The 22937-nt window shown below is 68.1% G+C and carries 19 protein-coding genes, 1 pseudogene and 1 riboswitch; of the genes and pseudogenes, 7 read left to right on the top strand and 13 right to left on the bottom strand.

The features are described 5' to 3' along the window. Positions 1 to 401: 401 nt before the first annotated feature. From WT60_RS16870 to WT60_RS16845, 5 genes are all read right to left on the bottom strand, one after another. On the bottom strand, positions 402 to 1040 hold the full coding sequence (locus tag WT60_RS16870; RefSeq protein ID WP_038751913.1) for a gamma-glutamylcyclotransferase: 639 nt from the start codon (positions 1038 to 1040) through the stop codon (positions 402 to 404). A gap of 21 nt (positions 1041 to 1061) precedes the next feature. After that, positions 1062 to 1859 carry an rRNA maturation RNase YbeY gene (gene ybeY / locus WT60_RS16865; protein WP_059575269.1) on the bottom strand — a complete coding sequence of 266 codons (798 nt, stop codon included), beginning with the start codon at positions 1857 to 1859 and terminating at the stop codon, positions 1062 to 1064. 648 nt (positions 1860 to 2507) lie between these two features. Continuing rightward, the gene (locus tag WT60_RS16860; protein ID WP_038751919.1) at positions 2508 to 3578 is read right to left on the bottom strand and encodes a PhoH family protein; all 1071 of its coding nucleotides are present in this window, start codon (positions 3576 to 3578) and stop codon (positions 2508 to 2510) included. 26 nt (positions 3579 to 3604) lie between these two features. Further along, complete coding sequence (gene miaB / locus WT60_RS16855) at positions 3605 to 4978, bottom strand: tRNA (N6-isopentenyl adenosine(37)-C2)-methylthiotransferase MiaB (RefSeq protein WP_038751922.1); 1374 nt, start codon at positions 4976 to 4978, stop codon at positions 3605 to 3607. Between the two features lie 603 nt (positions 4979 to 5581). Then, positions 5582 to 6514, bottom strand: a complete 933-nt coding sequence (locus tag WT60_RS16845; RefSeq protein WP_038751924.1) for a LysR family transcriptional regulator — start codon at positions 6512 to 6514, stop codon at positions 5582 to 5584. A 140-nt stretch (positions 6515 to 6654) separates the two neighbouring features. On the opposite strand from WT60_RS16845, the gene WT60_RS16840 reads away from it, so the two are divergent. The 3 genes from WT60_RS16840 to ribB all read left to right on the top strand — a co-directional run bounded on the left by WT60_RS16840 (position 6655) and on the right by ribB (position 9778). Then, on the top strand, positions 6655 to 7827 hold the full coding sequence (locus WT60_RS16840) for an MFS transporter (protein WP_059643979.1): 1173 nt from the start codon (positions 6655 to 6657) through the stop codon (positions 7825 to 7827). Positions 7828 to 7960: 133 nt separating this feature from the next. Then, positions 7961 to 8629 (top strand): XRE family transcriptional regulator, encoded by a 669-nt coding sequence (locus tag WT60_RS16835; RefSeq protein WP_038751929.1) that lies wholly within the window; start codon positions 7961 to 7963, stop codon positions 8627 to 8629. Positions 8630 to 8768: 139 nt separating this feature from the next. Next, positions 8769 to 8917: riboswitch (FMN riboswitch) on the top strand. Between the two features lie 138 nt (positions 8918 to 9055). After that, the gene (ribB, locus tag WT60_RS16830) at positions 9056 to 9778 is read left to right on the top strand and encodes a 3,4-dihydroxy-2-butanone-4-phosphate synthase (protein WP_038751933.1); all 723 of its coding nucleotides are present in this window, start codon (positions 9056 to 9058) and stop codon (positions 9776 to 9778) included. Between the two features lie 70 nt (positions 9779 to 9848). Here ribB and WT60_RS16825 read toward each other — a convergent pair whose 3' ends face one another. The 5 genes and pseudogenes from WT60_RS16825 to glpD form a co-directional block, all read right to left on the bottom strand. Continuing rightward, positions 9849 to 10535 carry an HAD family hydrolase gene (locus WT60_RS16825; protein WP_038751935.1) on the bottom strand — a complete coding sequence of 229 codons (687 nt, stop codon included), beginning with the start codon at positions 10533 to 10535 and terminating at the stop codon, positions 9849 to 9851. 521 nt (positions 10536 to 11056) lie between these two features. Next, positions 11057 to 11382: pseudogene (locus WT60_RS16820) on the bottom strand (EamA family transporter); the annotation flags it as partial. A gap of 142 nt (positions 11383 to 11524) precedes the next feature. Continuing rightward, on the bottom strand, positions 11525 to 12241 hold the full coding sequence (locus tag WT60_RS16815) for an MIP/aquaporin family protein (RefSeq protein WP_038751938.1): 717 nt from the start codon (positions 12239 to 12241) through the stop codon (positions 11525 to 11527). A gap of 112 nt (positions 12242 to 12353) precedes the next feature. Beyond that, positions 12354 to 13856 (bottom strand): glycerol kinase GlpK, encoded by a 1503-nt coding sequence (gene glpK, locus WT60_RS16810; protein ID WP_038751941.1) that lies wholly within the window; start codon positions 13854 to 13856, stop codon positions 12354 to 12356. 103 nt (positions 13857 to 13959) lie between these two features. Continuing rightward, positions 13960 to 15492, bottom strand: coding sequence for a glycerol-3-phosphate dehydrogenase (gene glpD / locus WT60_RS16805; protein WP_059575265.1), 1533 nt, complete (start codon positions 15490 to 15492; stop codon positions 13960 to 13962). A gap of 175 nt (positions 15493 to 15667) precedes the next feature. Between glpD and WT60_RS16800 the strand changes: the two genes are divergently transcribed. Continuing rightward, positions 15668 to 16039 (top strand): hypothetical protein, encoded by a 372-nt coding sequence (locus WT60_RS16800; protein WP_038751984.1) that lies wholly within the window; start codon positions 15668 to 15670, stop codon positions 16037 to 16039. 66 nt (positions 16040 to 16105) lie between these two features. Here WT60_RS16800 and WT60_RS16795 read toward each other — a convergent pair whose 3' ends face one another. Next, entirely contained in the window at positions 16106 to 16303 is a 198-nt protein-coding gene (locus WT60_RS16795) for a phage tail assembly chaperone (protein ID WP_038751987.1), read from the bottom strand. Between the two features lie 317 nt (positions 16304 to 16620). After that, the gene (locus WT60_RS16785) at positions 16621 to 17400 is read right to left on the bottom strand and encodes a DeoR/GlpR family DNA-binding transcription regulator (RefSeq protein WP_038751947.1); all 780 of its coding nucleotides are present in this window, start codon (positions 17398 to 17400) and stop codon (positions 16621 to 16623) included. A 239-nt stretch (positions 17401 to 17639) separates the two neighbouring features. Between WT60_RS16785 and WT60_RS16780 the strand changes: the two genes are divergently transcribed. The 3 genes from WT60_RS16780 (at position 17640) to WT60_RS16770 (ending at position 21266) form a co-directional block, all read left to right on the top strand. Beyond that, complete coding sequence (locus WT60_RS16780; RefSeq protein ID WP_059643976.1) at positions 17640 to 19304, top strand: gamma-glutamyltransferase family protein; 1665 nt, start codon at positions 17640 to 17642, stop codon at positions 19302 to 19304. A gap of 297 nt (positions 19305 to 19601) precedes the next feature. Then, entirely contained in the window at positions 19602 to 20429 is an 828-nt protein-coding gene (locus WT60_RS16775; RefSeq protein ID WP_060355579.1) for a ferritin-like domain-containing protein, read from the top strand. A 336-nt stretch (positions 20430 to 20765) separates the two neighbouring features. Continuing rightward, positions 20766 to 21266, top strand: a complete 501-nt coding sequence (locus WT60_RS16770; RefSeq protein WP_038751955.1) for a hypothetical protein — start codon at positions 20766 to 20768, stop codon at positions 21264 to 21266. 209 nt (positions 21267 to 21475) lie between these two features. Here the strand turns inward: WT60_RS16770 and WT60_RS16765 are convergent, their stop codons facing one another. Next, positions 21476 to 22924, bottom strand: coding sequence for a DEAD/DEAH box helicase (locus WT60_RS16765; protein ID WP_038751958.1), 1449 nt, complete (start codon positions 22922 to 22924; stop codon positions 21476 to 21478). Between the last annotated feature and the right edge of the window lie 13 nt (positions 22925 to 22937).

The following is a 22937-nucleotide window of genomic DNA, read 5'->3' as shown; positions in this document are numbered from 1 at the left end:
TGGCGCGTCCGTGTCGACGGGCATGCGCGCGAGCCGCAGCGGCGCGTCGCGCGATTCCGGCCGAGCGGCGCGGCCTCGGGCGTCCCTCATCGTAGCGCAGAAACGCTCACGCGGGCAGCGGCGGAAAAAAACGGCGGATGCGAAGCGGCGCGCGGCCGGTGCGCGGGCGGGTGGGCTTGCGGGGCGCGCGCACGTCCGGCGCCGGTGGTGCGAGACGGCGTGCGGCGGCTGTGGCGGCATTTGGCGATCGCATCGCGCCTTCGCATCCCTCGTTTGGCATCCGGCAACCGGTACTCGGCGTTCGGCGCGTCGCGCGACCGCTCGCCGCACCGTCCGCCCACGCCCGCCGACCGACTGCGTTGACAGAGTCGGCGGCGTTGAGAGCGTCAGCCCTTCGGCCGCTATCTGCAGCGCGCGAGCAGCGCCTCGAGCGCCTGATCGGGCATTCCGCTGTCGCGCAGCGCGTCGACGGTGCGGCTCACGTAGTCGAGCGTGGTGCCGTAGCGGCCGCTCGCGCAGCCGAACACGATTCTCACGACGTCGTCGTGCAGCTTGCCGGTATAGGTCGGGACGTCGCGCCGCATGACGAACGCGAGCGCGCTGACCCGCTCACGGCCCGCGAGCGCGCACGGCAGCCACGCGGGGCGGTACGAGCCCATCGCCATCTCGCGCCGCCACAGCGCCTCGAGGTGCGGTATCGCGGTGCGGCCGGCGAGCCGGAACGCAAGCCCCGTGCACGAGCCGCCGCGGTCGAGCGCGAGCACGAGCCCAGGCTGCTCGGGCGTGCCGCGGTTCACGCGCGACCACAAATAGAGCCCGCGGTGGTAGCCGTGGACCTTCGCGCGCACCGACTCGACGGCGGGCATCCCCGGGTTCCAGATCAGCGAGCCATAGCCGAACAGCCACAGATCGCTCGTGCGATCCCAGCCGGCCAGCGTCGCGCCGAGCGACGCCGCGAGTTCGTCGTCGCTCAGGTAGCGCGCTTCGCCGAGCGACGGAGGGTATGGGCAGCGGCTGGGTGCGGGGGCGGGGCGGCTCACGGGCGGGCAGGGCGGCGCGAATCAGCGGTACGGATTCGGGAAGCCGAGCTTTGCGAGGATGTCGGTTTCGAGCGCTTCCATCTCGGCCGCGTCCTCCTCTCCGCGCTCGTGGTCATACCCCTGCGCGTGCAGCGCGCCATGCACGAGCAGATGCGCGTAGTGCGCGACGAGCGTCTTGCCCTGCTCGCGCGCCTCCTTTTCGACGACGGGGCAGCACAGCACGAGATCCGCGACGGTGACGCCGTCCGGCTCCTCGCCGTACGCGAAGGTCAGCACGTTCGTCGCGTAGTCCTTGTGCCGATAGCTGTGGTTGAGCGCGCGCCCTTCGTCGGCGCCGACGAAGCGCACGGTGAACTGCGCGTCGGAGAAGATCGCGGGCTCGAGCCATTCGGCGATCACCTTGCGCTTGGGCAGCGACTTGCGCTGCGCGTCGCCGATCTCGTCGCCGTACTGGACCGCGAGGTCGAGCTCGGGCTCGCGGTCGTGCGCGTCTTCGCCCGCGTCGCTCGTTTCGTCGTGAGCGAAGTCCGGATTCTCGTCGGCGCCGACTTCGACCGTCACGCTATCGTAGTGCTCGGGGCGCAGCGCGATCGTCGCGCGCAGCGACGGGTCCGCGTGCTGAGCGACGATCGCGACGGCCGCGTCGCCCGAACTGCCGGACAGGTCGAACATCAGGCTGCGGCCGTCGGCGAAGTCGACGCGCAGCGCCTGCGCGTCGACCGATTTGACTTTGCCTTTCGCATCGAACAGCGACAGGCGAGGAAATTCGGGTTGCGCTGCCTCGGCGCGCGCGGACTTGGTGGAACGGGACGATTTCATCACGCTGACGTCGGTTTGAACGCGGTTGAGGATACACCAAACGGACGAGCGTCCGGGGGCCAATTGGCGAGTTGTCGCGAGTGGGGAGGGGGCTTGCGCGCGGCATTTTTGGGCTCGCCCGGCGACGATTCGGGCGAGGCCCGGCGCGCAGTATCAGGCGCGTGCGGCCGGCGTGCGGCCGGCGGTTCTTGGGGGCGAGCGTTGCGCCGACACGCGCGGCAGGCGGGCGGGGCGCGCATCGGCCGGCATGGGACCGGTGCCCGAGCGCTGCGGATCGTCGACGGGGCGGCGGGCGCGCCGTCGACGGATTCGGATTGCGATCCGTCGCGCGTCGCCGCGCGCGAACCCGGTCGATGGCGTTGCCGTGCGGAACGGACGATCGGGCGACTGGTCGCTCAGGCGCTCCCCGGAAGATCCGCCGATCGACCGGCCGAGCGATCGACCAATCGAGCGGCCGAGCGGCCGATCACGCGAACGATCACGCGACCGATGATCGCGCGACGAACGATCGAGTGATCAGGCGGCCTGCGCGAGCGGTGCGAGGCGCCGCCCGCGCAGGCCGTGCACGCCGCCCGATCGGCAAGCACGCTTCCGTTCGTGGCGCGCTTCGGCCCGATCGTCCCGCGCGGCCGCGCCGGCGCGACGCGTTCACTCGTCCTTGTGCTGCGCGTGGAACTCGTCGTAGGCCTCGACGATGCGCGCGACGAGCGGATGGCGGACCACGTCGGCGCTCGTGAAGCGCGTGAGCGCGATGCCGCGCACGCCGCCGAGCACCTGCTGCGCCTCGATCAGGCCGCTCTTCTGCGCGCGCGGCAAATCGACCTGGCTCGTGTCGCCCGTGACGACCGCCTTCGAGCCGAAGCCGATCCGCGTGAGGAACATCTTCATCTGCTCGGGCGTCGTGTTCTGCGCCTCGTCGAGGATGATGAACGCGTGGTTCAGCGTGCGGCCGCGCATGTACGCGAGCGGCGCGATCTCGATCATCTGCCGCTCGAACATCTTCGCGGTCTTGTCGAAGCCGAGCAGATCGTAGAGCGCGTCGTACAGCGGCCGCAGGTACGGATCGACCTTCTGCGCGAGGTCGCCGGGCAGGAAGCCGAGCCGCTCGCCGGCCTCGACGGCCGGGCGCGTCAGCACGATGCGCTTGACCTGGTCGCGTTCGAGCGCGTCGACCGCGCACGCGACCGCGAGATACGTCTTGCCGGTGCCCGCCGGGCCGACGCCGAACGTCACGTCGTGCGACAGGATCTGCTTCAGGTACTCGCGCTGCGCGGGCGTGCGGCCGCGCAGATCGGCGCGGCGCGTATAGAGCTTCGGCGCGCCATCGTCGATGTGCTCTTCGTCGCCGATGCGCACGACGGGCTCGTCGAACGGATGGTCCGGATCGCCGCGAAACCGCACGTCGACTTCGGTCCCGCCGTTGCCTTCGCCATGGCCGTTACGGCGCGGATTGCCCGGATGGCGGGCCTCGACGAGCGCGAGCTGGATATCGTCGACCGACAGCGGATCGCGCGCGCGGTTGTAGAAGTCCTCGAGCGCCGTCAGCGCGGTTTTCGCGCCGCGCCCGCGAATCGCGATCCGGTGGCCGCGCCGCGTGAGCGTCACGTCGAGCGCCTGTTCGATCTGCCGCAGATTTTCGTCGAGCGGGCCGCAGAGATTCGCGAGGCGCGCGTTGTCGTCGCGCGGCGCGGTGAATTCCAGTGCTTGAGCGGTTTTCAAAGTGGCGTCGGGTTCCTGTAGGGCATTCAGTGCGTGGCGGCGCTCGCGTCGTCGTGCGCGAGCACGAGCTCGCCGCGCAGCGAGTGCGGATACGCGTGATTGATCTTCACGTCGATCATCTGGCCGATGAGGCGCGGGTGCGAGGCGAGCGGCGCGGGGAAGTTCACGACCCGGTTGTTCTCGGTGCGGCCCGCGAGTTCGTTCGGGTCCTTGCGCGACGGTCCCTCGACGAGAATCCGCTCGACCCTGCCGACCATCGACTGGCTGATGCGTGCGACGTTCTCCTCGATCGTCGCCTGCAGATGTTGCAGGCGTTTGAGCTTGACCTCGCGCGGGGTGTCGTCGGCGAGGTTCGCGGCGGGCGTGCCGGGGCGCGGGCTGTAGATGAACGAGAAGCTCGTGTCGTAGCTCATCTCGTGGACGAGCGCCATCGTCTTGTCGAAGTCGGCTTCGGTCTCGCCGGGGAAGCCGACGATGATGTCCGTCGACAGCGACAGGTTCGGGCGGATCGCGCGCAGCTTGCGGATCACCGATTTGTACTCGAGCACCGTGTAGCCGCGCTTCATCGCCATCAGGATGCGGTCCGAGCCGTGCTGGACGGGCAGGTGCAGGTGGTCGACGAGCTTCGGCACCTTCGCGTACACGTCGAGCAGGCGCTGCGTGAATTCCTTCGGATGCGACGTCGTATAGCGGATTCGCTCGATGCCGGGGACGTCGGCGACGTATTCGATCAGCGTCGCGAAATCGGCGATTTCGCCGGAGCCGGCCGCGAGCGGGCCCCGATATGCGTTCACGTTCTGGCCGAGCAGCGTGACTTCGCGCACGCCCTGATCGGCGAGGCCGGCGATCTCGGTCAGCACGTCGTCGAGCGGGCGCGACACTTCATCGCCGCGCGTGTACGGCACGACGCAGTAGCTGCAGTACTTGCTGCAGCCTTCCATGATCGACACGAACGCGCTCGGGCCTTCGACGCGCGCGGGCGGCAGGTGATCGAACTTCTCGATTTCGGGGAACGTGATGTCGACCTGCGCGCGGCCGCTCGCGCGGCGCGCGTCGATCATCTGCGGCAGGCGGTGCAGCGTCTGCGGGCCGAACACGAGATCGACGTACGGCGCGCGCGCGACGATCGACGCGCCTTCCTGGCTCGCGACGCAGCCGCCGACGCCGATCAGCAGTTCCGGCTTCGCCTCTTTCAGCTCGCGCACGCGGCCGAGATCGGAGAACACCTTTTCCTGCGCCTTCTCGCGCACCGAGCAGGTGTTGAAGAGGATGATGTCCGCGTCTTCGGGGGTGTCGGTCTTCTCGAGGCCTTCGGCGGCGTTGAGCACGTCGACCATCTTGTCGGAGTCGTACTCGTTCATCTGGCAGCCGAAGGTCTTTACGTAAACTTTCTTGGTCATGAGGATTCGCCGTTCGCAGTGGTTGACCTGGGGGCGTCGTTCAAAGTGGATCGGGGGACGGATCGGCGCGCCGCCAGCCGCGCGATGCGCGCGCCGCGTACGGGAAGATGCCGCCGGGAAAGCTTTGTATTATAGCTTTTCGGGCTTCGCGGAGCGGGCGGCGGCGCGTCGCGCGAGGCGGGGCGGCGTTTGGCCGATCGCGCGGCGGGCGCACGGGCAAGGGCGGCCGGCACCGAATTGCGGCGGGGCGGCAGGCACGCGCGCCGCTTGGTGCGATCCTCGCGCCGACGAACCGACGAACCGACGAACCGACGAACCGACGAACCGACGAACCGACGAACCGACGAACCGACGAACCGACGAACCGACGAACCGACGAACCGACGAACCGACGAACCGACGAGCCGACAACCGACAACCGACAACCGACAACCGACTAGTCAATAAGCCTACGAGGCAAGAAGCGAGGAGCCGAGAGCCGAGAGCCGAGCGAGAATCCAAGAAGCGGAAAGCCGCGGCGGCGAGCACCGATTCGCGCGGCCGGGCCGAGCAGCGCGCCAAAGTGCCGAAGCGCCGAAGCGCCGAAGCGGCGTGCGCCCCGCGTCACCGGCACGCGTTCAGCAGACCCTCGAGCGCCTTTTCCTCCTGCGCGAAGCGCTCGACGAGAAAATCGAGCAGCACCCGCACGCGCGGCGCCATGTAGCGCTTGCCGTGATAGATCGCGTGCAGCGGCGCGTCGTGGTGCCGCCACTCGGGCAGCAGCACCTTGAGCCGCCCCGCGCGCACGTCGGCCGCGATGTCCCAGATCGATTTCAGCGCGATGCCGTAGCCGCGAATCGTCCATTCGCGCGTGAGGCCGCCGTCGTTCGTCTCGTGCGCGTTCGCGAGCGGCACCGTGTAGGTCTGCGTGTCGTCGCCGCGCGTGAAGCGCCACACGTTGAGCGGCCCCGACGCGATCGTGATCACGTTGCACGGAAAGCGGGCCAGATCGAGTGGGTCTTTCGGCGCGCCGTGCTTGCCGATGAACGCGGGCGACGCGCACAGCACGCGCCGGTTCGCCGCGAGCCGCCGCGCGATCAGCGCGCCGTCGGGCGGCGCGGCGAAGCGGATCGCGAGATCGATCTCGTCCTGCCAGAGGTTCGACGACGAATCCGACGCCGTCACGGAGAACGTCACGTCGGGATAGCGCGCGTTGAATTCGTCGAGCCAGTCGAGCAACTGATTGCGCCCGAAATCCGACGTCGACGACAGCCGCACCTTGCCGCTCACGACGTTGCGGCCTTCCTGAAGCATCGCGTCGGCGTCGTCGAGCGCCTGCAGCGCCTGCCGGCAGCAGTTCAGGTACAGGCGGCCCTCGTCGGTGAGCCGCAGCCGCCGCGTCGAGCGCTCGAAGAGGCGCGTCGACACCTGCGCCTCCAGCTTCGCGAGCCGCGCGCTCGCGGCGGCGGGCGTCAGGTTCAGCTTGCGCCCGGCGGCCGACAGGCTGCCGAGCTCGGCAGCCTCGACGAACAAGCGGATGTCGCCCAATCGATCCATGCGATTTTCAGATATTTTTTGAAAATGATTCAAATGCTACGCCAATTATCAAAATTCTTCTGATTCGGGACAATGCGCGCTCGTCAGTTTTTTGATGCGGCGCCGCATGAGTCGCGCCGCATTCCGCACCGGAGCGTCTCATGCCTCTACCGTTACTCGCGCTCGCGATCAGCGCGTTCGCCATCGGCACCACCGAATTCGTCATCATGGGCCTTTTGCCCGACGTCGCGCGCGATCTCGCGGTCACGCTGCCGTCCGCGGGCCTCCTCGTCAGCGGCTATGCGCTCGGCGTCGCCGCGGGCGCGCCGCTGCTCGCCGTGCTCACCAGCAGAATGCCGCGCAAGGCGGCGCTGCAACTGCTGATGGCGATCTTCATCGTCGGCAACGTGCTGTGCGCGGTCGCGCAAAGCTACGGGATGCTGATGATCGCGCGCGTCGTCACGTCGTTCGCGCACGGCTCGTTCTTCGGCATCGGCGCGGTCGTCGCCGCGTCGCTCGTGAGCGCCGACAAGCGCGCGAGCGCCATCGCGCTGATGTTCACGGGGCTCACGCTCGCGAACGTGCTCGGCGTGCCGTTCGGCACCTTCGTCGGCCAGACGCTCGGCTGGCGCGCGACGTTCTGGATCGTCGCGGCGCTCGGCGTCGCGTCGTTCGCCGGCGTCGCCGCGCTCGTGCCGAAGCAGCGCGATGCGGCGGGCGTCGCGCTCGGCCGCGAGCTGCGCGTGCTGAAGGAGCCGCAGGTGTGGCTCGCGCTCATGATGACGGTGCTCGGCTTCGGCGGCGTGTTCGTCGTGTTCACGTACATCGCGCCGATCCTCGAGGACGTGACGCGCTTCCCGCCGCACGCGGTGTCGCTCGTTCTCGTACTGTTCGGCGTCGGGCTCACGATCGGCAACACGATCGGCGGCAGGCTCGCGGACCGCGCGCTGATGCCGTCGCTGATCGCGATCCTCGTCGCGCTCGTCGCCGTGATGGCGGTGTTCGCGAAGACGAGCCATCTGCCCGTCGCGGCCGCCGTTACCGTGTTCGTGTGGGGGGTCGCTGCTTTCGCGACGGTTCCTCCGCTGCAGTCGCGGGTGGTCGAGAAAGCCGCGCATGCGCCGAATCTCGCGTCGACGCTCAATATCGGCGCGTTCAACGTCGGCAATGCGGGCGGCGCGTGGCTGGGCGGCGTCGCGCTGTCGCACGGCATGCCGCTCGACGCGCTGCCGTGGGTCGCGGCCGTCGTCACGCTCGCCGCGCTCGCGGTCACCGTGCTCGCCGCGCGGCTCGATACGCGCGTCTCACAGGGTGCGGCCGCAACGGCGCAATGACGCATCGCGGAACGCCGTCCTCTGCGATCCTGATAACAGTGTGAAGATAACTTTGTTTGACGGCCCCCGAGCGGATGTTAGTCTTTGGCTCATCTGAAACCGTTGGGCTTGCTTTGGCCCTGGAGGCAACGTCATGCATTCTCCGTTGGCGCTCGTGCGCGATGTGTCTTCACCGGATGCCGCCTCGGCGGCCGATGCCGACGCGTCGTACGAGTCGTTCGATGCGCTCGAGCGGCTCGTCGGCGTGAATCTCGCGCGCCTGCGCGCGGAGCGCCAGTTGTCGCTCGATGCGCTCGCGCGGCTCTCGGGCGTGTCGCGGGCGATGCTCGCGCAGATCGAATCGGCGCGCAGCGTGCCGTCGATCAAGGTGCTCTGCAAGGTCGCGGCCGCGCTGAAGGTGTCGGTGGCCGCGTTCCTGCGGCGTCATGCGGTCAATGGTTTCGAGCATCTGAGCGCCGAGCGCGCGGTGCGCGTCGTCAGCTCGAACGGGCGCTTCTCCGCGCGCGCGCTGTATCCGGAAGGCGAGCCCGCGGTCGCCGAATTCCACGAGCTGCGGATCGCGCCGCTGCACACCGAGCCGGGCGCGTCGCGCGCACCCGGCACGAGCGTGAATCTCGTCGTCAGCGAAGGCACGCTCGAAGTCAGCATCCACGATCGGCGCCAGTTGCTCGCGACGGGCGACGCAATCGTGTTCGACGCCGATCAGCCGTACACGCTGCGCAACCCCGGCGATACCGAGGCGCGTGCGTTTCGCGTGACGGTCAACGCCGAAGTGCCGCCGCGCTGGCACGTGCCGGCGTGACGCCGAGCGTTGCGGCGCACGCTCGCGCGTCGCGGTCTAGCACGGTTTAGACGGATTCGTCAGTAGGGTCTTGTCGGCTTCTCGCTGCGGCGCGTCCGCAGGTGTTGTATGCTTCACCGGCCGGTTCGTCCGGCAATCAGTGCGTCTTCAGGGCGGGGTGAAATTCCCCACCGGCGGTAGGCCGGCATGTTGCCGGCGAGCCCGCGAGCGCCCGCGCAATGCGTGGGGTCAGCAGATCTGGTCCGATGCCAGAGCCGACGGTCATAGTCCGGATGAGAGAAGATGTGCAGATGGTCATGTGCGCCAGGCCTCGTCCGCTGCGCGCGCGGCGTCGTCCGCGCGGCGCGGAAGCGGTGTCGCGCTGTCTGTTTGCTAAGCCCTGAAACGTTTTTCGCCCCATTTTTTCCGCGAGGAGCGTTTCATATCATGTCGTTTCCGTTGCCTTCGAAGTCGGCGCCCGCCGACGCTTTCTCCGATCTCCCGTTGCTCGACGCCGAACCGGTGCCGCCGCGCATCGCCGCCGCGCTCGCCGCGCTGCGCGAAGGGCGCGCGGTCGTGCTGCAGGACGACGACGACCGCGAGAACGAAGCCGATTTGATCGTCGCCGCCGAGCGTCTCACCGACGAGACGATGGCGCTGCTGATCCGCGAGTGCAGCGGCATCGTGTGCCTGTGCCTGACCGACGAAAAGGTGCGCGCGCTCGAGCTGCCGCCGATGGCGCAATTGAACGAAAGCAAGAACGGCACCGCGTTCACGGTGTCGATCGAGGCGCGCGTCGGCGTGACGACCGGCGTGTCGGCCGCCGATCGCGTGACGACGATTCGCGCGGCGATCGCCGACGGCGCGTTGCCGCACGACATCGTGCGCCCCGGCCACGTGTTTCCGCTGCGCGCGGCGCCGGGCGGCGTGCTCGCGCGGCGAGGCCATACCGAGGGCACCGTCGATCTCGCGATCCTGGCCGGGCTCGAGCCCGCGGGCGTGCTGTGCGAGCTGATGAATCCGGACGGCACGATGACGCGCGGCGCCGACGTCGAGCGCTTCGCCGCGCAGCACGGGCTGCCGATGCTGACGATCGCCGAGCTCGTCGAATTCCGCGAGCGGCTCGCGGCCGCGCGCGAACGCGACGCGTGCTGCGAGGACGTTGCCTGATCGATTCCGGTTTGCTCGGCGACAGCGTGCGGCGGGCGAGCCGCGCCGCGCGCGAAGCGACGTTGCGCGACTACGACTGCACGCCGCCGAATTCGCCGCGCAAGCCCGCCTCGACGAGCGCAGGCAGCTCGTCCATCGAGCGCATGATGCGCGTGATCCCCATTTTGCGCAGTGCGTCTTCGTAGCCGCCGGGAATGTGGCTCGCGCCGACGAACGCGATCGTCTTCATGCCCGCCGCGCGCGCCGCGTTCAGCCCCGACACGCTGTCCTCGACGACGACGCAGCGCGCCGGCTCGACGCCGAGCGTGCGCGCCGCGTGCAGATACACGTCCGGATAGGGCTTCGGCCGAGCGACCTGCTCGGCGCTGAACACGCGCTCGCCGAACACGTCCGTGAGCGCCGCGCGCTTGAGCGAGTTGCGCACGCGCTCGAGCCGGCTGTTCGACACGACGGCCGCGGGCAGCGCGATCTTCGACAGCGCGTCGCGCACGCCGGCGATCGGCGCGAGCCACTGCGCAAGGCCGATCTCGATGTTGTGCTCGATCGTATCGAGGAAATTCGCCGGCATCGCAATGCCGTGGCGCGCTTCGAGGCCCGCGAGAAAGCGCGAAGTCTGCTGGCCGAACGCGGCTTTCGCGTCGACCGTGAAATCGATCGCGGGAAACGTGGCCGACAGCGTGTCGAACAGCACGCGATCGGCGATCACTTCGCTGTCGACGAGCACGCCGTCGCAGTCGCAAATGAGGTGGTCGAGCATAGGAAAACAACGAAAAATGGGACGAGGCGACGAAGCATCATGATACGTGCTTTGTCGCGGCGGGGCGCGGCTCGTCGGCGCGAATCATGGTGCGACACGTTGCGTGGGCCGCGCGGCGCTCGTTCGTGTTCGCATGCGTTGGTGCGGGCGAGCGCGCGGCAGCGAGGGCGAGGCTCCGCGCCGACGCTCGTGACGCTGCGCGATTTCCCGCGAGGCAATGCGGACGCAAAGCGGCGAGCGAGCGTGAAGCAAGCGGCGGCGAGGGGCGGGCAGGGGGCCATGCTCCCGGCGCGCGGTGCGGCGTGGCGCGTCGTGTCGATGTCGATGTCGAATCGACGGACGCATGATCGATGCAGGCTCGCACGTTCACGTCCGCGCGCGAGCCGCGCGGGTGCCGATCATCGTCGCGTCGTGCGGCTGCCTGTCGCGGGCCCGGCGGCACGCAGCCGCATGCCCTCGATGCTCGCGCCGCGCCGTCGACGCGAGGCTCGGCCGGCCCGATCGGCCCGAGCCGCTCGGACTGCGAGCGCTTGCGGCGTGCTCTTCAGCATCACGACGCCGACGTGAATGCCGCAATGCCGACCCATTGCAGCGCACTCGGCCGCTCGCCGCGCACGAAGAAGCCGAGCAGCGCCATGAAGCCGCTCGCGAGCGAGCTGAGCACGGTGACGATCGCGACGTGGCCTGCCGTCGAGCCGTACGCGAGCGAGAAGAAGCCGACCAGGCTGAATACGCTGATCGACAGGGCCAGCGGCACGATCGAGCCGGGCGGCGCGGACAGGTTGCGCGCGCGGGCGAGCGCCGCGAACAGGATCGCGACGGCCGTCAGGTAGCAGATCCGGATAGATGGGGGGCGCTTTCGAAGGATTCCGAACCGGCTCGGCCCGCCCCGCCCCGATTCGGCTCACGCCAATTGAAAACCCCCTCGCTCGTTGCCGGGCGAGGGGGCCGGGGCCGCGGCGAGCGCGCGGCGGCATGCGACGCTGCGCTCAGTGCGCCGTATGCAGATACAGATACAGGTTCGCCGCGAGCACGCCGCCGACGAGCGGCCCGAGCACCGGCACCCACGCATAGCGCCAGTCGCTGTCGCGCTTGCCGGGAATCGGCAGCAGCGCGTGCATGATGCGCGGCGACAGGTCGCGCGCGGGGCTCATCGCGTAGCCCGTCGGGCCGCCGAGCGAGATGCCGATGCCGAGCACGAGCAGGCCGACGGGCAGCGCGTCGAGCGCGCCGAGGCCGACTTGCGGCGACGCGAGATACAGCACGCCGAGGATCAGCACGAACGTGCAGATCGCCTCGGTCAGCACGTTGTGCGTGACGCTGCGGATCGCGGGCGCCGTGCAGAATGCGGCGAGCTTCAGATCGGGATCGGCTTCCTTCGCGAAGTGCTGGCGATACGCGAGCCATACGAGGAACGCGCCCGCCATGCCGCCCAGCATCTGCGACACGATGTAGCCGCCCACCTTCGCCCATGCGAACTTGCCCGCGAGCGCGAGGCTGATCGTGACGATCGGATTCAAATGCGCGCCGGAGAACGATGCGGTCACGTAGACCGCGACGAATACCGCCATCGCCCAGCCCATCACGATGACGATGAGGTCGGCGCCTTTGCCTTTGGTCTTCGCGAGCAACACGTTCGCAACGGCGCCGTTGCCGAGCAGCACGAGGAGAGCCGTGCCGATGAACTCCGCGATATATGGTGACATGATGTGTCTCTCTACCGGTATGGCGGGCTCGCGGCTTGCGTCGCGCGGCCCGCCTGATTGTTGTGAATGTGATTGTCGAATTGCTTTTGATACGGATGCCGAACGATGTTGCTCAGTGCGTGTCGTCCGCCCACGCCTTCGCCGCGCGCACCGCGCGCTGCCAGCCGGCGAGGCACGTGCTGACCTGATCGCTCTGCATCGACGGCGCGAAGCGGCGCTCGAGCTGCCATTGGCTGTGCAGTTCGTCGACGTTCTGCCAGTAGCCGATCGCGAGGCCCGCGAGATACGCGGCGCCGAGCGCGGTCGTCTCGGTGATGCGCGGACGCACCGCGTCGACGCCGAGCAGATCGGCCTGGAACTGCATCAGCAGGTTGTTCGCGCTCGCGCCGCCGTCGACGCGCAGCTCGCCGATCCGGATGCCCGAATCGGCTTCCATCGCCTTCAGCACGTCGAGCGACTGGTACGCGATCGAATCGAGCGCCGCGCGCGCGAGGTGCGCGGACGTCGTGCCGCGCGTGACGCCGAAGAGCGACCCGCGGGCGCGCGCGTTCCAGTGCGGCGCGCCGAGGCCGGCGAACGCGGGCACGAGATAGACGCCGTCCGTGTGCGGCACGCCGCCCGCGAGCGCCTCGATCTCCGACGCGCTCTTGATGATCCCGAGCCCGTCGCGCAGCCATTGCACGACCGCGCCCGCGATGAAGATGCTGCCTTCGAGCGCGTAGTTGACCTTGCCGTCCACCTGCCACGCGATCGTCGTGACGAGATTGTTCCGCGATTCGATCGGCTTCTCGCCGGTGTTCATCATCAGGAAGCAGCCGGTGCCGTAGGTGTTCTTCACCATGCCGGAGGTCGTGCACATCTGGCCGAAGAGGGCGGCCTGCTGGTCGCCCGCGATGCCCGCGAGCGGAATCTTCGAGGCGAACACCGTCGTCTTCGTCGGCCCGTAGATCTCGGACGACGGCCGCACTTCCGGCAGCATGTTGCGCGGAATCTCGAGCGCGTCGAGGAGCTCGTCGTCCCAGTCGAGCGTATGGATGTTGAAGAGCATCGTGCGCGATGCGTTCGTCACGTCGGTCACGTGCAGCTCGTGCTTCGTGAAGTTCCAGACGAGCCAGCTGTCGACCGTGCCGAACGCGAGCTTGCCCTGGCGCGCCTTCTCGCGCGCGCCTTCGACGTTGTCGAGAATCCAGCGGATCTTGGTCGCCGAGAAGTACGAATCGATCGGCAGGCCGGTCTTCGCGCGGACCTTCTCGCTCAGGCCCTGCTCCTTGAGCTGGTCGCAGAAATCGGCGGTGCGGCGGTCCTGCCAGACGATCGCGTTGTAGATCGGGTGGCCCGTCTCGCGATCCCAGACGATCGTCGTCTCGCGCTGGTTCGTGATGCCGATCGCGGCGATCGCCGTGCCGTTCAGGCCGACCCGCGTGACGGCTTCCGCCGCGACGCCCGCCTGCGTCGACCAGATCTCCTGCGGGTCGTGCTCGACCCAGCCCGGCTGCGGATAAATTTGCTCGAATTCCTTCTGCGCGATCGACACGATGTTGCCTTGTCGATCGAATAGCATGGCGCGGGAGCTGGTCGTGCCCTGGTCGAGCGCGAGGATGTACTGATCCTGCATGTGTCTCATCTCCATCCGTACGTAGTTGTGATACGCGCCGCGGGCGCGGCGCGTTCCTGATGTTTCCTGTCGTCGTTCGTTGCCGCCGGCGTCGACGCGCCGGTCAGTGCACGGCGCTCGCCGCTTCGCGCGCGGCGCCGAACCAGGCGTCGAGCGCGGCCGTCACGGTGTCGAGCGTGCCCGGCGCGACATGCAGACCGAGCTTCGAACGCCGCCACAGCACGTCGTCCGCGCAGCTCGCCCATTCGGCGTCGCGCAGATAACGCAATTCCGCTTCGTAAAGACCGGGCGCGAGCTCGGCGCCGAGCGCGGCGAGCGATTTCGCGTCGCCGATCACGCGCTCGGCGCGCGTGCCGTACGCGCGCGCATAGCGGCGCGCGAGCCCGGCGGGCAACCACGGATGACGTTTCGCGAACGCTTCGGCGAACGGCGCGAAGCGCGCATCGGCGATGTCGCCGCCAGGCAGCGGCACGCCCGCCGTCCACGCGCCGCGCGATGCGCCGAGCATGCCGCCCAGCATGTCGGTCGCTTCCTCGGCGAGCTTGCGGAACGTCGTGATCTTGCCGCCGAACACCGACAGCAGCGGCGCGCCTTCGCCGCCGTCCATCTCGAGGCGATAGTCGCGCGTGACGGCGGACGGGTTGTCCGCGTTCTCGTCCTCGAGGAGCGGGCGCACGCCGGAATAGGTCCAGCACACGTCGGCGGGCGAGATCTTACGCTTGAAGTAGCGATTGATCGACTCGCACAGGTAGCGCGTTTCGTCGCGGTCGATGGCGACGCGCGACGGATCGTCGTGATATTCGACGTCGGTCGTGCCGATCAGCGTGAAGTCGCGCTCGTACGGAATCGCGAAGATGATCCGCTTGTCCGGATTCTGGAAGATGTAGGCGTGGTCGTGATCGAACAGGCGCCGCGTGACGATGTGGCTGCCCTTCACGAGCCGCACGCTGTGCTGCGCGCCGCGGCCGAGCGCGCCGTGCAGCACGTCGCCGACCCACGGGCCGGCCGCGTTCGCAACCGCGCGGGCGCGCACGTCGAGCGTCGTGCCGTCGGCGCGCTGCAGCCGCGCGTGCCATTGCCCGTCGCGGCGCTCCGCCGACACGAGCTTCGTGCGCGTGAGGATGCGCGCGCCGCGCTCCTGCGCGTCGAGCGCGTTCAGCACGACGAGCCGCGCGTCGTCGACCCAGCCGTCCGAGTAGACGAAGCCGCGCTTGATCGAATCGACGAGCGGCGCGCCCGCGGGGTGGCGGCGCATGACGATGCCGCGCGAGCCGGGCAGCAGCTCGCGCTTCGCGAGATGGTCGTACAGGAACAGGCCGATGCGGATGAGCCATGCGGGGCGCAGGTTCGGCATGTGCGGCATCACGAAGCGCAGCGGCCATATGATGTGCGGCGCCGCGCGCAACAGCGTCTCGCGCTCCTGCAGCGCCTTGCGCACGAGCCCGAATTCCTTGTACTCGAGATAGCGCAGACCGCCGTGGATCAGCTTCGTGCTCGACGAGGAGGTGTGCGACGCGAGGTCGTCCTGCTCGCAGAGGAGTACCGACAGGCCGCGGCCGGCCGCGTCGCGCGCGATGCCCGCGCCGTTGATCCCGCCGCCGACGACGAGCAGATCGTAACGATTCTGTTGAGTCACCCGCTGATCCTACCGTTCGTATGTTCGTGTAATAGAAAATGAGCGAACCAGAAATGTTCGCATTCGAAATTTAACGAACACAATCGAAAAAGTAAAGTTCGCTTTTGAGGGTCGGGTGGCGCAGCGCACGCTCTGGGACGATACTGGCGCATGACCAACGAGCGAGGGGATGCACATGCGTACGATGATCACGGCGGGCGCGCTCGCGCTGCTGGCCGGATGTGCGGGCGGGCCGGCGATGTTCGGTAGCTGGGGCGGGCCGTCGTTTTCCGAGCTGCAGCGGACTTGCGGCGACGTGCGGGACTACGGCGACGACGCGCAGGCCGTCTATTCGGCGGCATTCGATGCGTGGGTCGCGAAGCGACACGGCAAGCTGACCGACGCGCGCTTCTGCGCGTTCGAAAACGAACTTGCGCAGCGCCACGCGGCGCTCGGGACGAACGCCGACCCGGCTGAACGAAGCCGCTGGGTGAGCTATCTCAACGACGCGCGCGCGCAAGCGCTCAGCTGGCGGGCGGCGGTAGACCCGTCGCTGCGCGGCAGTTGAAAGACGGCAGAGGAGTGGGCCGAACGGGCGCCGCCTGGCACTGGCCGCGCCCGTTCGGCCGGAACATCACGAATAACGGAGCTTGATCGATCGCAAGGCCGCGTCGCCGATTTCGGTGACGCAGTATTTCCTGCCGGAGCCGAGCGATTCCAGCTTCACGAGCTGCCGCTCGAGCAGCGCGTCGAGTTCGTCGCGGTCCATGTCGGCTTGGTCGGGGGCATCCTTCACAAGCAACAGCGTGGCGAATTCATGCGGACTTAGCATCGTTCTCTCCATGACAACCGTACTGTCCCGGGCGCAAATGTCCGGTCGAGTGACCCAGCAAGGGAAGGCGTGGGGGGAAAGCCGCTGTCCCGGCCTTGGCGTTATTGACGTCGCCCCGGTTGCGCCGAGCGCGCAACCGCGCCGGGGATTTGGAGTGTAGTCAAGCGAGCCGGCATCTACAAATCGCACCCCGATAATTTTCTGATTGACATCAAGAAATTCGTCAGGCGGTTGCGACGGTGCGCCAATTCCTTGATTTCACTTGAAGTTTTGGGTGCGGCGCAGCAATGCGCGGTGCCGCTCGCGCGGCCGCCCGGTCAGTCGGCGACGTAGACCTGCGTGCCCGCCTGCGCGATCGTGTCGGCCATCTCGTCGGGAAGCGGCTTGTCGGTGAAGAGCGCGTGGATCTGGCTCAGATGCCCTTGGCGCACGAGCGCCGGGCGGCCGAACTTCGAATGGTCGGTGACGAGGTAGACGGTGCGCGCGTGCTGGATGATCGCCTCGGCGACGCGCACCTCGCGCGTGTCGAAGTCGCGCAGCGTGCCGTCGTTTTCGATCGACGAGGTGCCGATGATCGCGTAGTCGACCCTGAACTGGCGGATGAAGTCGATCGCGAGCTCGCCGACGATGCCCTTGTCCCAAGGCCGCACGATGCCGCCCGTGATCAGCACCTCGCATTCCGGATAGCCGCTCATCATGCTCGCGACATTCAGGTTGTTCGTGATGACGTGCAGGCCGCGATGCCGGTTGAGCGCGCGCGCGACCTCCTCGGTCGTCGTGCCGAGGTTGATGAAGAGCGACGCCTGATCGGGGATGTGCGACGCGGCGAGCGCGGCGATCTTGCGCTTCTCGTCGTGGAACATCCGCTGGCGCGCGGTGTACGACACGTTCTCCGAGCTCGTGGGCAGGCTCGCGCCGCCGTGGTAGCGGCGCAGCAGGTTCAGGTCGGCGAGCCAGTTGACGTCGCGGCGGATCGTCTGCGGCGTCACGTTGAAATGGGCGGCGAGATCGTCGACAGTGACGAAGCCGTCGCGCTGCACCCATTCGAGCAATTCCTGCTGACGTGCGTTCAGGGTGAGGCGGGGGTCTCGTGTCATGTTCGCGGGTTTCGATTCGGCTCGATGGGACGGGGCACTGGAGGCGGCCATTTCGCATTGTAAGGGCTGTTCGCGCCGATTCGACGGGCGGGCGGCGCATGCCGCCGCGCACGCGGGCCGATCTCGGTCTAGACTCGATTCATGTCGTTCCCGCATCAATTCATGTGACAAATGAATTTGTCGGGGCCGCGTATTCGCGCTGGAATGTTTGTTTCGATCCTCTTTACCGTTGGCCTGAGATGAATCTTCATTCGAAACCGCCCGGCGCGACGTTCTCGTGGCGCAACCCGTATCCGACGACGCGCGTGCCGGTGTTCGCGCGCAACGTAGTCTCGACTTCGCATCCGCTCGCCGCGCAGGCGGGGCTCAGGATGCTGTGGAAGGGCGGCAACGCGATCGATGCGGCGATCGCCGCGGCGGCCGCGATCACCGTGGTCGAGCCGGTGTCGTGCGGCCTCGGCGGCGATGCGTTCGCGCTCGTCTGGGACGGCGCGAAGCTGCACGGCCTGAACGCGTCGGGCGTCGCGCCCGCCGCATGGAACGTCGATTATTTCCGCCGCCGGCACGGCGAGGCGGGCAACGGCCTCGCGCGACAGCCGACGCGCGGCTGGGACACCGTGACGGTGCCCGGCGTGATCGCCGGCTGGGAGGCGCTGCACGCGAAGTTCGGCTCGCTGCCGTTCGCCGATCTGCTCGAGCCGGCGATCGAACTCGCGGAGCGCGGGCACGCGGTCGCCGCGATCGTCGCGCACAAGTGGGCGGCCGCCGTGCCCGAGCTGAAGGATCAGCCGGGCTTCGCGCAGGCTTTCATGCCGCGCGGCCGCGCGCCCGAGACGAGCGAGCTGCTGCGGCTGCCCGACCACGCGAAGACGCTGCGCACGATCGCGGCGCAAGGCGCGCGCGCGTTCTACGAAGGCAGCATCGCCGACGCGATCGCCGCGTTCTTCCGCGAAGGCGGCGGCGCGCTGAGCGCCGCCGACCTGCGCGCATACCGGCCCGAGTGGGTCGAGCCGATCGGCAAGGACTACCGCGGCTACACGGTGCACGAGATCCCGCCGAACGGGCAGGGGATCGCCGCGCTGATCGCGCTCGGCATCATGGAGCGCTTCGATCTCGACGATCTGCCGCTCGACTCGGCGGATTCGCAGCACGTGCAGATCGAGGCGATGAAGCTCGCGTTCGCCGACGTCTACCGCTACGTCGCCGATCCGCGCGCGATGGAGGTCACGCCCGCGCAGATGCTCGACGACGCGTATCTCGACGCGCGTGCGAAGCTGATCGACGTCAGGCGGGCGACGCACTTCACGTTCGGCATGCCGCGCGCGGGCGGTACGATCTATTTGTCCGCGGCCGACGAGCGCGGCATGATGGTGAGCTTCATTCAGTCCAACTACATGGGCTTCGGCTCGGGCCTCGTCGTGCCGGGCACGGGGATCGCGTTGCAGAACCGCGGCTGCGGATTCTCGATGAATCCGGCGTCGCCGAACGTCGTCGCGGGCGGCAAGCGGCCGTTCCATACGATCATCCCGGCGTTCGTCACGCAGCAGGTCGAGGGCGTGCGGCACGCGGCGATGAGCTTCGGCGTGATGGGCGGCGACATGCAGCCGCAAGGCCATCTGCAGACGATCGTGCGGATGCTCGGCTACGGCCAGCAGCCGCAGGCCGCGTGCGACGCGCCGCGCTGGAAGGTAAGCCGGTCGTTCACGCTCGACGTCGAATCGACGCTCGACGCATCGGTCGTCGATTCGCTTGCCGCGCGCGGTCACACGATCCAGGCGATCGACGATCCGTACATGGACTTCGGGTCCGGGCAGTTCATCTGGCGGCTCGATCGCGACGAGCCCGACCGGGGCTACGTCGCGGCGAGCGACAGCCGGCGAGACGGTCTCGCGGCGGGCTTTTGACGCGCCGCGCGCGTCACCTGCAATGTCCGTTGCGGGCGAAACGATATCGAAAGGCATTTCAAAAGAGGCTTTCGCTTTCCATATCGCTCGCCTTTTCGAATTACGCGTCTAATATTGCGTGATAGCCGCCGTGGAACTGCGATTGCCGGTTAAGGTCAGTGCTTCGAAGCACGATCGAAAAAGTCCGGCTAAGATGGCCGGACATGTCGAATAACCGATTTCAACGCGCCGCAACCGGCGGAATCGCGCGCGGCGCGGTCCGTCGCGAATGCGAGGCGGCGTTTGGGAGCGCGAAACATGTTGGCTGATACCACGCACGAGATGCCCTGGCGCATCGAAGACATCGACTTGACGCGCATCGACCGTCAACGCGCCGCGGCGAACGAGGATCTGTTGCTGCTGCTGTGCGCGGCGTCGTTCATCGAGAGCGGCTCCGATCTTTACACGAGCAATTTGAGCCAATTCTTCGACGGCGATCCCGAAGTGTCGGCATGGCTCAACGCCGAATGGGAACACGAGGAATTGCAGCACGGCCGCGCATTGAAGGCGTATATCGCGCACGTGTGGCCGGAATTCGATTGGGATCTCGCATTCGCGAATTTCTTCGAAGAGTATTCGAAGACCTGTTCGCTCGAAGCGTTCGAGAAGACGCGCGCGCTCGAGATGGTCGCGCGTTGCGTCGTCGAGACGGGCACGGCGACGCTCTATCGCGCGATCAACGAATGCTCGGACGAGCCCGTGCTCAAGGAAATCACCGACAACATCCGCATCGACGAAGTCCGCCATTACAAGCATTTCTTCCGCTACTTCAAGAAGTACAACAAGGTCGAGGGCAACGGCCGGCTCGCGGTGCTCGGCGCGCTGATGCGGCGCGTGCTCGAGATCAAGAACGAGGATTCGGAGATCGCGCTGCGGCACGTGTTCGCGATCCGCTACCCGGAACGTGTGGGCGATTCCGCGTATTGCCGCGAGCGGACCGCGCGCGTGAACGCGCTCGTGAGGCGCAACCTGTCCGCCGACATGTGCGTGAAGATGCTGCTCAAGCCGCTCGACTTGCCCGCGAAGATCCAGCCGGGCGTCCACTATCCGCTGACGAAGCTCACGCAGCACGTGTTCTTCCGTTAGGGCTAGTTCACGCTGATAACGGGCTTGCGAACGTGCCTTTGCGCCCGCAGGGCAAGGGTGCTATTGCGACGACGAACGACGCCGCAATGCGGGCGCACGGGCACGTTCCCGTGATCGAAGAAATCCTTCGAGGGGCTGGCCGCCAGAAGAGCCGATCGCTGCGTCATGCTCCTTGCGAATACGTCGAGTATTCGCTTCGTCGCAATCCTTGCGCGCGGCCCTTCCGGCGGCCGGCGCAAGCCCGTTATCAGCGTGAACTAGCCCTGAGCGCCGGCAACGCGTCGCGCGGTATGCTGCGGGTTTCGTTCGACACGACACGCAGCAGGAGAGCACACCGTGACCGATTCGCACCGACGCACTCTCGAACGGACGACGTATGACGCGTGGCCGCGCGCGGCGCTCGCGCTGTTCGACGGCGACGATCTCGCGCGCAAGGCGGGGTTTGCCGCTGCGCTCGTGGTCGTCGATCGCGATGTCGATCCGCCGCAGCCGCGCACGACGCTGCTGAGCGCGGGCGAGCTCTATGCGCCCGATGCGCGGTCGCTGCGCTTCTCACTGTGGCCGCAGTCGCGCGCGGCGCGCGCGCTCGCCGCGCATCCCGACGCGACGCTCACGTTCGTCGCCGACGGCGCGTTCCATCAGGCGCGCTTGCGCATCGATTCATCCGATTCGACCGACGACGGACTCGCGCGCTTCGTCGCCGCGCTCGTCGACGGCGAAGCGCAGCGGGTCGGCTATGCGCGCCTCACCACGGGGATCGCGTTCGAGCTCGCGCGAGCCGACGCGCCCGCCGTGCTCGCGCGCTGGGCGCGGCAGATCGCGCAGCTCAGGCGTTGAACGACGTGCGGGCCGCGCGCCGAAAGCAGATGACGCGAACACTTGGGCCGCGCGCGGGGAGGCGGGAAGGCGGCATGATGTTGGTCGACGTGACGTGACGTGACGTGACGTGACGCGACGCGACGCGACGCGACGCGACGAGGCGAGGCGAGGCGAGGCGAGGCGAGGCGAGGCGCTTCGACGCGCGGCCCCGCCACGCATGCCGATGCTCAGCGGCCGCGCTGGCCGCTGCGCGACGAACGGCTGCGGTTCGCATGCGTGCCGCCGCCGTTCGAATTGCCGTTGCCCGCCGGGCGGCCGTTGCCGCCGCGTGCCTGCTGCGGCTTGGCGGTCTTCGCCTGCGCACCGCCGTCGCGTCGCGCGGCGGGCTGACCTTGCTGCGCCTGCGGCTGGCTCGCCGCGCGCGGCGAGCGATTGCCGCGGCCGCCGTTGCCTGCGCCGCTTCCGTCATTGCCGCTGCCGCCACTGTTGCCGCCGCGCTGTCCGCGACGCTGGATCGGCTCGGGCTTCGCGTTCGGGTCCGGCTCGAAGCCCGGGATCACTTCCTGCGGAATCTCGCGCTTGATGAGCCGTTCGATGTCGCGCAGCAGTTGCTTCTCGTCGACGCACACGAGCGACACCGCCTCGCCGTTCGCACCCGCCCGGCCGGTGCGGCCGATCCGGTGCACGTAGTCCTCGGGGACGTTCGGCAGATCGAAGTTGACGACGTGCGGCAACTGGTCGATGTCGATTCCGCGCGCGGCGATGTCGGTCGCGACGAGCACCTGCAGCGTGCTGCTCTTGAATTCGGCGAGGGCGCGCGTGCGCGCCGACTGGCTCTTGTTGCCGTGGATCGCCATCGCGCTGATGCCGTCCTTCGTTAGCTGCTCGGCGAGCCGGTTCGCGCCGTGCTTCGTGCGCGTGAACACGAGCACCTGGAACCAGTTGTGCTTGCGGATCAGATGCGTGAGCAGCTCGCGCTTGCGGTCGCGATCGACCGGGTGGATCTTCTGCGCGATCGTCTCGGCCGTCGTGTTGCGGCGCGCGACTTCGATGAGCGCCGGCGAGTCGAGCAGGCTGTCCGCGAGGGATTTGATCTCGTCGGAGAAGGTGGCGGAGAACAGCAGGTTCTGGCGCTTCGCCGGCAGCCGCGCGAGCACGCGCTTGATGTCGTGGATGAAGCCCATGTCGAGCATCCGGTCCGCCTCGTCGAGCACGAGGATGTCGAGGCTCGACACGTCGATCGTTTTTTGCTGCATGTGATCGAGCAGGCGCCCCGGCGTCGCGACGACGATGTCGACGCCGCGCTTCAACGCGTCGATCTGCGGATTGATGCTGACGCCGCCGAACATCACGGTCGAGCGCAGCTTCACGTACTTGCTGTACGCGCGCACGCTTTCCTCGACTTGCGCGGCGAGCTCGCGCGTCGGCGTGAGGATGAGCGCGCGCACCGCGCGGCGCGCGTTGCGGTTTTCGCCGTAGAACGCGTGGAGGCGTTGCAGGATCGGCAGCGTGAAGCCGGCGGTCTTGCCGGTGCCCGTCTGCGCGCCGGCGAGGAGGTCGCCGCCGCCCAGCACGGCGGGAATGGCCTGAGCCTGGATTGGCGTGGGCTGCGTGTAGCCCAGCTCGTTGACGGCCCGCACGAGCGGTTCGGCGAGGCCGAGAGATGCGAAAGACATAGATACTCTTGAT

This window comes from Burkholderia sp. MSMB617WGS (assembly GCF_001532025.2).
GTDB classification, from domain to species: Bacteria; Pseudomonadota; Gammaproteobacteria; order Burkholderiales; family Burkholderiaceae; genus Burkholderia; species Burkholderia savannae.
Note: the sequence above shows the minus strand (reverse complement) of the source record. Positions and strands in the feature narration are given on the sequence as shown.

What these genes read in the sequence shown, in the direction of transcription:
- ybeY (WP_059575269.1), bottom strand. Translation starts at nt 1,859, where the DNA reads ATGAAATCGTCCCGTTCCACCAAGTCCGCGCGCGCCGAGGCAGCGCAA.
- miaB (WP_038751922.1), bottom strand. Translation starts at nt 4,978, where the DNA reads ATGACCAAGAAAGTTTACGTAAAGACCTTCGGCTGCCAGATGAACGAG.
- WT60_RS16845 (WP_038751924.1), bottom strand. Translation starts at nt 6,514, where the DNA reads ATGGATCGATTGGGCGACATCCGCTTGTTCGTCGAGGCTGCCGAGCTC.
- WT60_RS16840 (WP_059643979.1), top strand. Translation starts at nt 6,655, where the DNA reads ATGCCTCTACCGTTACTCGCGCTCGCGATCAGCGCGTTCGCCATCGGC.
- WT60_RS16835 (WP_038751929.1), top strand. Translation starts at nt 7,961, where the DNA reads ATGCATTCTCCGTTGGCGCTCGTGCGCGATGTGTCTTCACCGGATGCC.
- ribB (WP_038751933.1), top strand. Translation starts at nt 9,056, where the DNA reads ATGTCGTTTCCGTTGCCTTCGAAGTCGGCGCCCGCCGACGCTTTCTCC.
- WT60_RS16825 (WP_038751935.1), bottom strand. Translation starts at nt 10,535, where the DNA reads ATGCTCGACCACCTCATTTGCGACTGCGACGGCGTGCTCGTCGACAGC.
- WT60_RS16815 (WP_038751938.1), bottom strand. Translation starts at nt 12,241, where the DNA reads ATGTCACCATATATCGCGGAGTTCATCGGCACGGCTCTCCTCGTGCTG.
- glpK (WP_038751941.1), bottom strand. Translation starts at nt 13,856, where the DNA reads ATGCAGGATCAGTACATCCTCGCGCTCGACCAGGGCACGACCAGCTCC.
- WT60_RS16800 (WP_038751984.1), top strand. Translation starts at nt 15,668, where the DNA reads ATGCGTACGATGATCACGGCGGGCGCGCTCGCGCTGCTGGCCGGATGT.
- WT60_RS16795 (WP_038751987.1), bottom strand. Translation starts at nt 16,303, where the DNA reads ATGCTAAGTCCGCATGAATTCGCCACGCTGTTGCTTGTGAAGGATGCC.
- WT60_RS16785 (WP_038751947.1), bottom strand. Translation starts at nt 17,400, where the DNA reads ATGACACGAGACCCCCGCCTCACCCTGAACGCACGTCAGCAGGAATTG.
- WT60_RS16780 (WP_059643976.1), top strand. Translation starts at nt 17,640, where the DNA reads ATGAATCTTCATTCGAAACCGCCCGGCGCGACGTTCTCGTGGCGCAAC.
- WT60_RS16775 (WP_060355579.1), top strand. Translation starts at nt 19,602, where the DNA reads ATGTTGGCTGATACCACGCACGAGATGCCCTGGCGCATCGAAGACATC.
- WT60_RS16765 (WP_038751958.1), bottom strand. Translation starts at nt 22,924, where the DNA reads ATGTCTTTCGCATCTCTCGGCCTCGCCGAACCGCTCGTGCGGGCCGTC.